We start from the raw sequence: 8493 nt of genomic DNA on the forward strand, positions 1-8493 counted from the left end.
AACCAACGTCAGAGCACCAATCATTAGACCAAAGCCAACAATATTGATGAGCAGGGGGTACAACATGTCGGATGACATGGTGGACTTCTCAGTGATCCTGATGGTGGATGGCTGGTGCAGTGAGCTCCACCATTCCACAGAGTATTTAATGATAGGGATGTTAATCACACCCACAATCGCCAGGATGCCGGCAGCACGAGCAGCCAGTACCTTGTCTTCAAAAGAGGCATAAAGGGCAATCACCCCCAGATACAGGAACAGCAGCACCAGCTCAGAGGTCAGGCGCGCATCCCACACCCACCAAGTACCCCACATAGGTTTGCCCCAGGTCGCACCGGTGAACAGGGCGATAAAGGTTACGACGGCACCAATGGGCGCAATGGCGGCAGCAGTCCAGTCGGCCGCCTTAATTTGCCACACAAGGCCGATAAAGGCGGATGTTGCCATGCCCATATAGGCCGCCATTGACATTGATGCGGCCGGTACATGAATGAAGATGATACGGTAGCTGTCGCCTTGTTGGTAATCAGTCGGTGCGAACAGTAACCCCCAAATGGTGCCGGTGCCGATAAAGGCTATTGCCAGCATGGTAAACCAAGGCAAGAGTTTGTCGGATAACCTGTAGGCACGTTCCGGATCGGCGTAAGGATGTAACCACTTCCACATTTTAGTTAGTACTCACTCTTAGTGATGCGCCTATTGCAAACGGCGCCAGTGTTAAAGACCCAACCAGCATGGCTGCTATTATAGCGAGCTGGCCATCATAGGGTAAATTCATTCCCGCAGCATCAATGGCACTGGTTGCAAAAATCAGTACCGGAATATAAAGCGGCAGGATAAGTAAACTAAGCAGTACACCGCCTTTACGCAAACCCACCGTCAGTGCAACTCCGATTGCACCAAGCAGGCTCAGTACCGGGGTACCCAGTGCGAGGGTGCTCATCAGAGCGCCGTAGCTATTTTCCTCCAGGTGCAGTAACACAGCCAACAGCGGCGATACCAAAATCAGCGGTACCCCGGTTAACAGCCAGTGAGCCAGCACTTTGGCCAGTACCGTAAGGTAAAGTGGCTGCGGGCTTAATAACATCTGTTCGAGAGAACCATCGCTATAATCAGCCTTAAAGAGCCGCTCCAGCGACAGCATTGATGCGAGTAACGCCGCCACCCAAATTATCCCGGGGGCTATACGGGTCAATACTTGTGGCTCAGGGCCAATACCCAGAGGGAACAGTGTCACCACCATTACAAAAAACAGCAGCGGGTTAAAAATGTCTCCCCGGTGGCGCACCGCGATCTTGAGATCGCGCTTAAGTACTGTAAAGAACGCTTGTCTGTAGCTAATGCCTCGTTTCATGGGAGCCAACCTTATATAAAGCGGTATTCGAGCTTAAGCTTGCGAAGCCGCTCGTCGGTGATGAGTCCCATATCCTGGTGAGTTGTCAGGATAACGCAGCCGCCATTATCAGCATGGCGCAGGAATAATTGTTCCAGTTCCGCTACACCGCGTTTATCAATTGCGGTGAAGGGTTCATCCAGGATCCAGACTTTGCAGTTGCTGTGCCACAGTCGTGCAAGGGCCGTACGTCTGTGCTGTCCGGCAGACAGGTGGCCTGCCAGCGCTTCTTCGAATCCTTTCAGGTTGACTTTGGCGAGGATTTCGCCGCTGTTGAAGCCATCATAGCCGCTTAACCTTAAATTGAAGTTAAGGTTTTCTTGTGCTGTGAGTTCGCTCTTAACGCCTGCTAAGTGACCGAGATATAAGAGATCTTCGTTAAACTCGTCTCGGCAGCGTGTGATGTCTTCGGTTTGGTAAAATACTTGCCCGGCATAGGGGCGGGAGAGTCCGGCAAGGATCCGCAGCAGGCTTGTTTTACCAGCACCATTGGGACCTTCAATCTGAATGATATCGCCTTCGTTAACGCTGAAACTCAGCTCGTCAAAAAGGATCCTTTCTTCGCGGATACAAGTTAGCTTATGTGCGGATACCAATGTTTTGGTTGTTGTTGTCAATTGTGTCACCAAGACCTCTAATCCTGCAGTGGAACTGTGCCGATACTAACACACTTAAAGGGTTGGGTTTACTTAGAAAGATAGCTAAGTATCAGCAATTTGATGCACTTCCAATATGTACAATGATGCCGGAACTTTTTTAAGATTTGCTAATATATTGCCGAAATTGTGGCCTAAATCTCATCTCCCAAAACAAGCTGCGAGAGATCTCACAAAAAGATGAGATCTTTTGAAGTTTGTAGTACCCTAAGCTCGCTAAAACTAGTCTGCCTTCGAGGGCAGCGTTGAGCACATAAGAATTTGCATTAGGAACATTGAACATGAAAAAACTGTTAGCAATGACTGCAGTAGCTGCTCTGACTATGGCTGCCAGCGTATCTGCTCAAGAAGGTGAAGCTGTTTATAATAAGGCTTGTCAGGTTTGCCACAGCATGGGTGTAGCCGGTGCCCCGAAGGCCCACGACGCTGCCCAGTGGGAACCTCGTCTGGCTAAAGGTGTCGACGCTCTGGTTGCCAGTGTAAAAGGCGGTCTGAACGCTATGCCTCCAGGCGGTATGTGCACCGACTGTACCGATGAAGACTACAAGAACGCTATCGAGTTCATGTCCAAGTAATTGGATGTAACTTTAAGAACCGGCCAGATGGCCGGTTTTTTATTGCCTTGAGTTCACCGTAGATTGGCGACTGAATTTGCGCTTAGCTCAATCCGAATGAGGACTTGTAGCTAATCTAAGGTAACCCTTGCGGGTTGGCATTGTGACTGTAAAAAAGCCGGCTCGTTTAGCCGGCTTTAATAACCTGATAAGTGGTTACTGTACCAGAGTATCCAGTACCAGGTTGACAGACTCGCCGCCCACGTCAACCGAGGCAAGGCTGCCCTTGATGTCTCCGCTCTGTGGTTTCACGCTGCCGTGCTTGGACAATACAGCAATCACTTCAACCTGCTTGGCGCTGCTGAGCTTCACTTCGCCGCCCATGTTGGTGCTGTCATCCAGGGTAATGGTTGCCGGCAGAGCCTTGGCGCTCAGTTTGGTCGCAGCCAATGGAACTTTAGGCCCTTCGGTGGCACGGGCAAAGATAAACAGCATATCAGTTTCTTTCACCTGTGCTGCCAGTTCAGGGGAGATGGATACCTGTACTGTCACTGTGGGAGAAGCAGTCGCCATGCCTTGATGGACGCTGTCCGTTGGCATCATGCCGGTTTCAGACATCATCTTCATCTTGGCGGTTTCAACGGCGTTAATCAGTGCCGTCCGGTCGATATCGTTGCGATCTGTGGCCAGAATGGTTTGCCACGCATCAATGGCCTTTTGATATTCGGCGGTGAAGAAGGCATCCATACCAACCAGCAACAGAGTAGAAGGGTCTTTGGGATCCAGCGCCAGAGACTGGTCGATCAGCGCCTGGATTTCAGGCGACATCTGTTGGTTATTCTTGTAGTAAAGTGCGGTGGCCTTGGGGCCAAGGAGCTCTGCGTGAGTGCCAACCAGCGCCATTACCTTATCAAAGGCATTGACTGCTTCGTCGAAACGATTGGCAGTAATGTAGGCATGCCCAAGGTTAAACCAGGCCTGGCTGTTATCAGGCTCAGCCTGAACGGCCATTTCCATCATCTGCACCCGTTGAGACATAATTTGTTCAGCTGTCATGCCTTCATGGGGATTAGCGGCGCGAGGTGGATTGGACACATTTTCATACTGACCCAGCTGCTGATACATGTAACCGGAGATAGCCAGCAGCGTGACAGACATCAGCACCGGCCAGAGCAGGCCTTTGGGCTTGACAGTATTGACCAGAGACTCGTCACTGCCCTGTTTTATGTCTTGCAATAAGCTAATTTCCAGCTCTTTTTTGAGGCCTTCAAATTCCTGTTCGTCCAACAGGCTTTCTGCTAACTCTTTTTCAAGAATTGCGATACGTTCGTTAAAGAGTTCGAGGTTAGTTTGCTTACGTACACCTGCTTCTTCGGCCGTTAGCAGACGCTGCTGACGGAAGTGGGGTACCCAGATCAGCATAAGGCCGATCAGCACAACAGATGCAATCAGAATCCAGAATGTTGTCATTATCTATTTTTCACCTTGGTTGCCTTGAGTGGCGATACCGCCGGGTTTGCGGGTCAGATTATACGAAAAGCATATTCATTGAACAGTAATATAACCTTAACCGCTGGCGAGAAACTCAATAGTTGGGCACTGGTTCACAGAAAGCTGAATTAAGTGCAACCAATTCAGGAGAAAGACGTCAGACTGTGTGGCAAGCGAAGGAGTTGCAACAGTATTGCCCGTGAATTCAAGAATGAGACTGGCCACCCATATTTGCTCGAAAGTGGCAGACAGGAACTATAGCAAATACTAAAATGGCGCAAATTCGCAAAAACTAATGTGTGATTCATGTTGTGCGTCGATAGTAGCTGTCTTGCTGTCGGTTAAAACTATATAAGACTGAGGAGTACCCATGATCCCGGAACTTGGACACTTTGCGCTGATTATAGGGTTGGCATTTGCCGTCCTGCTCAGCATCGTGCCGCTAGTCGGGGTAGCCCGCAAGGATCAATACCTTGTGCGCTATGCCTGGCCGTTAGCTTACGGCATGTTCCTTTTTATCAGTTTGTCGGTTATCACCCTTGGCTACAGCTTTGCGGTTGATGATTTTTCCGTGGCCTATGTGGCGCACCATTCCAATTCTCAACTTCCGAGTTTCTTCAAGATAGCCGCCGTATGGGGTGGTCATGAAGGTTCATTGCTGTTCTGGGTGTTTTCCCTGTCGGTGTGGGCTGCCGCAGTGGCAAAATTCAGTAAAGGTCTGGAAGAAGTGTTTACAGCAAGAGTGCTGGCTGTATTAGGCATGATCACTGTGGGTTTCACCTTGTTTATGCTGATCACCTCAAGTCCCTTTGAGCGCTTGTTTCCAACGCCGATGGAAGGCCGCGATCTTAACCCCATGCTGCAGGATGTGGGCTTGATCTTTCACCCTCCTATGTTGTATCTCGGTTATGTGGGTTTCTCAGTGAGCTTTGCGTTTGCGATTGCCGCGCTGCTGAGTGGTCGTCTTGATTCTGCCTGGGCCCGTTGGAGTCGGCCATGGACTCTGGCAGCCTGGATTTTCCTGACCGGTGGTATCGCGCTGGGTTCCTGGTGGGCTTATTATGAGCTCGGCTGGGGTGGCTGGTGGTTCTGGGATCCGGTCGAAAACGCCTCCTTTATGCCATGGCTGATTGGTACTGCGCTGGTGCACTCGCTGATTGTGACTGAAAAGCGTGGCACCTTCCGTAACTGGACCGTTCTGCTCTCTATCTTCGCCTTCTCGCTGAGTTTGCTGGGTACCTTTATCGTACGTTCCGGGGTACTGACATCGGTGCACTCATTTGCCGCCGATCCTAGCCGCGGTATGTTCATTCTGTTGCTGCTTGGCCTTGCCATCGGCGGCTCGCTTACGTTGTTCGCATTCCGCGCCAGTGAAATGACCAGTCCGGCCAAGTTTGAGCTTTGGTCAAAGGAAATCATGCTGTTGGTGTGTAACCTGTTGCTGACCGTGGCGTGCGGCACTGTACTGCTGGGCACCCTGTATCCGCTGTTGATTGACGCTTTGGGCATGGGCAAGATTTCTGTTGGCCCACCTTACTTCAATGCCGTGTTTGTACCTATCATCCTGGTGATGTTTGTTTTCATGGGTATTGGCCCCATCATCCGCTGGAAGAAGGCCAAAGCCGGTGAAGTGAAGCGTCAGCTGATGATACCTGCCATTGTGTCTGCTGTGGTGGGTATTGCCGCACCTTTCATCGCCGGTGGTGAGTTCAATATCTGGGTTGCCCTGGGTATCGGCACCGCGATGTGGATAACCCTTGCCAGCCTGCGTGCCGGATACAACATCATCAAGACCAGCGAAGGCTTGAGCCTGGCACGTCTTGGTCGCAGCCAGCTGGGGATGATTATTGCTCACTTGGGTATCGCAGTTTCGGTAGTGGGTGGCACCATGGTGTCCAACTACTCAATCGAGAAGAGCGTGCGCATGGGCCCTGGTGTCAGCCACGAACTGGCTGGTTACACTTTCAATTTCCTTGAAACCAAAAACGTGGTGGGTCCAAACTACACCGCGCAACAAGGACAGATTGAAGTGTACAAAGGTGATAGCTTTGTCACCCTGCTCAAACCTGATCGTCGTCAGTACAACGTGCGCACCATGGACATGACCGAAGCCGGTATCGACTGGGGTCTGTTCCGTGACCTATACGTCACCATGGGGGACCCTATCAGTGCCACCGAGTACGCGGTGCGTCTGAACTACAAGCCATTTGTGCGTTGGTTGTGGTTCGGAGGTATCTTCATGATGGTGGGCGGTTTCTTTGCTGCCTCAGACAAACGCTATCGTGTTAAGGTTGCTGCCAAGGACAAAGCGCAGCAAGACGCCAAAGGTAAATTGGCAACCGCCTGAGATTTGGAGAGAAAATGAAGAAGCTGGTCTTATTCATTCCATTGGTATTGTTTCTGGGGATGGGCGTATTCCTCTATAAGGGCCTGTTCCTCAATCCTCAGAAGCTGGATTCAGCACTGGAGGGCAAGCCGGTGCCTGCCTTCCAATTGGAAAAACTGGAAACCCCGGGTGAAATGCTCACCCAGGAAAACCTTAAAGGTCAGGTGGCACTGCTGAACGTATGGGCAACCTGGTGCCCCTCCTGTAAATATGAGCATCCGTTCCTGATGTCACTGGCACGGCAAAAGTTGGTACCTATTTACGGTATCAATTATCGCGATGAGCGTGCGGAAGCTATTCGTGAACTTCGCCATCAGGGTGACCCCTATGCTCTGAACATCTTCGATAAAGATGGTCGTCTAGGGTTGGACCTGGGGGTGTATGGTGCGCCGGAAACTTTCCTGGTTGACCATAAGGGCATTATTCGCTTCCGCTTTGCCGGTCCGGTTGATCAGCGTGTGTGGAATGAAACCCTGTATCCTATGGTGAAGCAGCTGCAACAGGAGGCCGCCACTGAGGCGGCAGCCAACAATCCAGTCGCAACAGGAGCCGCATCATGAAACAGTTGAACGCATTACTGGCCATGGTGCTGCTGTGCTTCAGTTCATTGGCTTTGGCCACGCCGGTAGACACCTATGAGTTCAAGTCGGCAGATAATCAGAAGCGTGCCCTGTCACTTGCCCATGAGCTGCGCTGTCCTCAGTGTCAGAATCAGAACCTGATTGACTCCAATTCGCCTGTTGCCCGCGATCTGCGTTTAGAAGTTTACAAGATGGTGGATGAAGGCAAGTCAGACGATCAGATCATCGAGTTCATGACTACCCGCTACGGCGATTTTGTCCTCTATAAGCCAAGGATGGAAGGACGTACTTTTATTCTATGGCTTGGTCCTGTCGTTTTATTGCTGATTGGACTGGGGGCAGGGCTATTGTTTATTCGTAAACAAAAGGGGCAGGCTGCTGACATAGCTGACCTTACACCTGAGCAGCAGGCTGAGTTAAATGCACTGCTGAAAAGTAGCTCAGATAAGGGTAAGAAATAATGAAGCGCATAATATGCGCACTGATGTTGGCGGCCTCCGGGGCCGCCATCGCTTATCCGGGGATGCAACAGCCGGCTGCGCAACCGGCATCCAGTGTCGATCTTATCCGTCAATTGCCGCATCCATTCCCAATAGAAGCCGTGCCATTTGAGGATGCCAGTGGCAAAGCGGTCGACTTCAGCCAGTATCAGGGTAAGGTCGTGATGGTTAACATGTGGGCCACCTGGTGCCCGCCCTGTGTCAGGGAGATCCCGGCTCTGGAGCGTCTTAAAGCCAAGTTGGATCCCAAGACATTCGCCTTTCTGCCGATCTCTATTGATGCTGGTGGTAAGGCAGAAGTCGATGCCTTCTTAAAAGCACAGGGGATGGAAGACTTTGGTTCTTTTTTCGATGCGCCGCAAAACTTAAGGCAGGTGTTCCCCCTCGATACCATTCCAGCCACCTTTATCCTTAACAGAGAAGGGCAGCTGGTGGCCTTTGTCAGAAGCTACGTTGATTGGGACGACCCCAAAGCCGAAGCATTGCTGAAAGGCATTATCGAGGCGCCAGCCGCTGCGCCTGCAGTCAAAGCCGCCAAATAACTAGCCAATCAAACGTCTGGATCCTGGAAAGATCGCATTTTGCCTAAAAGATCGGCATGCGATCTTTTTCTTTTAAAAAGGGCTTGCACTTCGAGTCAGGCTCCCTATAATGCGCATCCGTTGTCACGGCAAAACTGCTCAGGCAGAGCTGAGATAACAACGCGAAAAGTAAACGAAAAGGTGAGTGTGGTGACAAAATCGCCAAACAGAAAAACCTTGAAGTAAATCACTTGACGCGAAAACAGGAAAGCGTAGAATACGCAGCCCTGACCCGGTGAGCCAAGCGCGACCGGATGTTCTTTAAAAATCAGATAAGACAAGCAAATCTGTGTGGATACTCGCAGGTTGATGAAGTCGACAAAACGATTTTATCAATGAAGGAGTTTTCAT

9 protein-coding genes are annotated in these 8493 nt (G+C 50.8%); 5 read left to right on the forward strand and 4 right to left on the reverse strand.

The features are described from left to right. The 3 genes from ABYK60_RS17785 to ccmA form a co-directional block, all read right to left on the reverse strand. Window positions 1-666, reverse strand: a 666-nt coding sequence (locus ABYK60_RS17785; RefSeq protein WP_372873341.1) for a heme ABC transporter permease, incomplete at its 3' end; no start/stop codon positions are given. A gap of 1 nt (window position 667) precedes the next feature. Beyond that, entirely contained in the window at window positions 668-1354 is a 687-nt protein-coding gene (ccmB, locus tag ABYK60_RS17790; protein ID WP_372873342.1) for a heme exporter protein CcmB, read from the reverse strand. An 11-nt stretch (window positions 1355-1365) separates the two neighbouring features. Further along, window positions 1366-2010, reverse strand: a complete 645-nt coding sequence (ccmA, locus tag ABYK60_RS17795) for a cytochrome c biogenesis heme-transporting ATPase CcmA (protein ID WP_372873349.1) — start codon at window positions 2008-2010, stop codon at window positions 1366-1368. 320 nt (window positions 2011-2330) lie between these two features. Between ccmA and ABYK60_RS17800 the strand changes: the two genes are divergently transcribed. Continuing rightward, entirely contained in the window at window positions 2331-2624 is a 294-nt protein-coding gene (locus ABYK60_RS17800) for a cytochrome c5 family protein (protein WP_372873343.1), read from the forward strand. Between the two features lie 195 nt (window positions 2625-2819). Here ABYK60_RS17800 and ccmI read toward each other — a convergent pair whose 3' ends face one another. Continuing rightward, window positions 2820-4073: a c-type cytochrome biogenesis protein CcmI gene (ccmI, locus tag ABYK60_RS17805; protein ID WP_372873344.1), complete on the reverse strand. Its 1254-nt coding sequence runs from the start codon at window positions 4071-4073 to the stop codon at window positions 2820-2822. Between the two features lie 391 nt (window positions 4074-4464). Between ccmI and ABYK60_RS17810 the strand changes: the two genes are divergently transcribed. The 4 genes from ABYK60_RS17810 to ABYK60_RS17825 are packed head-to-tail and all read left to right on the forward strand — an operon-like array spanning window position 4465 to window position 8103. After that, window positions 4465-6441 (forward strand): heme lyase CcmF/NrfE family subunit, encoded by a 1977-nt coding sequence (locus tag ABYK60_RS17810; protein WP_372873345.1) that lies wholly within the window; start codon window positions 4465-4467, stop codon window positions 6439-6441. 14 nt (window positions 6442-6455) lie between these two features. After that, window positions 6456-7040: a DsbE family thiol:disulfide interchange protein gene (locus ABYK60_RS17815; RefSeq protein ID WP_372873346.1), complete on the forward strand. Its 585-nt coding sequence runs from the start codon at window positions 6456-6458 to the stop codon at window positions 7038-7040. After that, window positions 7037-7522 (forward strand): heme lyase NrfEFG subunit NrfF, encoded by a 486-nt coding sequence (gene nrfF / locus ABYK60_RS17820; RefSeq protein WP_372873347.1) that lies wholly within the window; start codon window positions 7037-7039, stop codon window positions 7520-7522. The genes ABYK60_RS17815 and nrfF overlap by 4 nt, the downstream gene beginning before the upstream one ends. Beyond that, window positions 7522-8103 (forward strand): redoxin family protein, encoded by a 582-nt coding sequence (locus ABYK60_RS17825; RefSeq protein ID WP_372873348.1) that lies wholly within the window; start codon window positions 7522-7524, stop codon window positions 8101-8103. Before nrfF ends, ABYK60_RS17825 begins: the two co-directional genes overlap by 1 nt. Window positions 8104-8493: the final 390 nt, after the last annotated feature.

The sequence above is a fragment of the Shewanella sp. genome, from assembly GCF_041630135.1.
In the GTDB taxonomy this organism is placed as follows: Bacteria; Pseudomonadota; Gammaproteobacteria; order Enterobacterales; family Shewanellaceae; genus Shewanella.

Bases quoted from the DNA above. Each gene is read 5' to 3' on its own strand.
- ccmB (WP_372873342.1), bottom strand. From the start codon at position 1,354: ATGAAACGAGGCATTAGCTACAGACAAGCGTTCTTTACAGTACTTAAG.
- ABYK60_RS17800 (WP_372873343.1), top strand. From the start codon at position 2,331: ATGAAAAAACTGTTAGCAATGACTGCAGTAGCTGCTCTGACTATGGCT.
- ccmI (WP_372873344.1), bottom strand. From the start codon at position 4,073: ATGACAACATTCTGGATTCTGATTGCATCTGTTGTGCTGATCGGCCTT.
- ABYK60_RS17810 (WP_372873345.1), top strand. From the start codon at position 4,465: ATGATCCCGGAACTTGGACACTTTGCGCTGATTATAGGGTTGGCATTT.
- ABYK60_RS17815 (WP_372873346.1), top strand. From the start codon at position 6,456: ATGAAGAAGCTGGTCTTATTCATTCCATTGGTATTGTTTCTGGGGATG.
- nrfF (WP_372873347.1), top strand. From the start codon at position 7,037: ATGAAACAGTTGAACGCATTACTGGCCATGGTGCTGCTGTGCTTCAGT.
- ABYK60_RS17825 (WP_372873348.1), top strand. From the start codon at position 7,522: ATGAAGCGCATAATATGCGCACTGATGTTGGCGGCCTCCGGGGCCGCC.